Genomic DNA, 722 nt, shown 5'->3' on the forward strand with positions numbered 1-722 from the left:
GCGTTCGTTAAACGAACGTTTTGATTAGTTAAGTGAAGAAGAGCGCACGGTGAATGCCTTGGCACCAGGAGCCGAAGAAGGACGGGACTAACACCGATATGCCCCGGGAAGTCGTAAGTAGACTGTGATCCGGGGATTTCCGAATGGGGCAACCCGCTGTCCGTAATGGGGCAGTACGCGTATCTGAATACATAGGGTACGTGAGGCAGACCCGGGGAACTGAAACATCTCAGTACCCGGAGGAAAAGAAAGCAAAAGCGATTTCCCGAGTAGCGGCGAGCGAAACGGAAGAAGCCCAAACCGGAAAGTTTACTTTCCGGGGTTGAAGGACACTCCATCGGAGTTACCAAGAAACGCTTTAGACGAATCGATCTGGAATGATCAGCCAAAGAAGGTAAGAGCCCTGTAGTCGAAAAGGTGTTTCCTCCGGAGTGGATCCTGAGTACGGCGGAACACGGGAAATTCCGTCGGAATCCGGGAGGACCATCTCCCAAGGCTAAATACTTCCTGGTGACCGATAGTGAACCAGTACCGTGAGGGAAAGGTGAAAAGCACCCCGGAAGGGGAGTGAAAGAGAACCTGAAACCGTGCGCTTACAAGTAGTCGAAGCCCGTTTATGGGTGACGGCGTACCTTTTGTAGAATGGACCGGCGAGTTGCGATCGTATGCAAGGTTAAGTGGCAGACACGGAGCCGAAGCGAAAGCGAGTCTGAACAGGGCGC

General features: G+C 52.9%; 1 rRNA gene. It reads left to right on the forward strand.

Going from position 1 to position 722, the window contains the following annotated elements:
- Window positions 1-26: 26 nt before the first annotated feature.
- Window positions 27-722: ribosomal RNA gene (locus E4U82_RS19635) — 23S ribosomal RNA — on the forward strand; the annotation flags it as partial.

This window comes from Lentibacillus salicampi, assembly GCF_004565465.1.
GTDB lineage: Bacteria > Bacillota > Bacilli > Bacillales > Amphibacillaceae > Lentibacillus > Lentibacillus salicampi.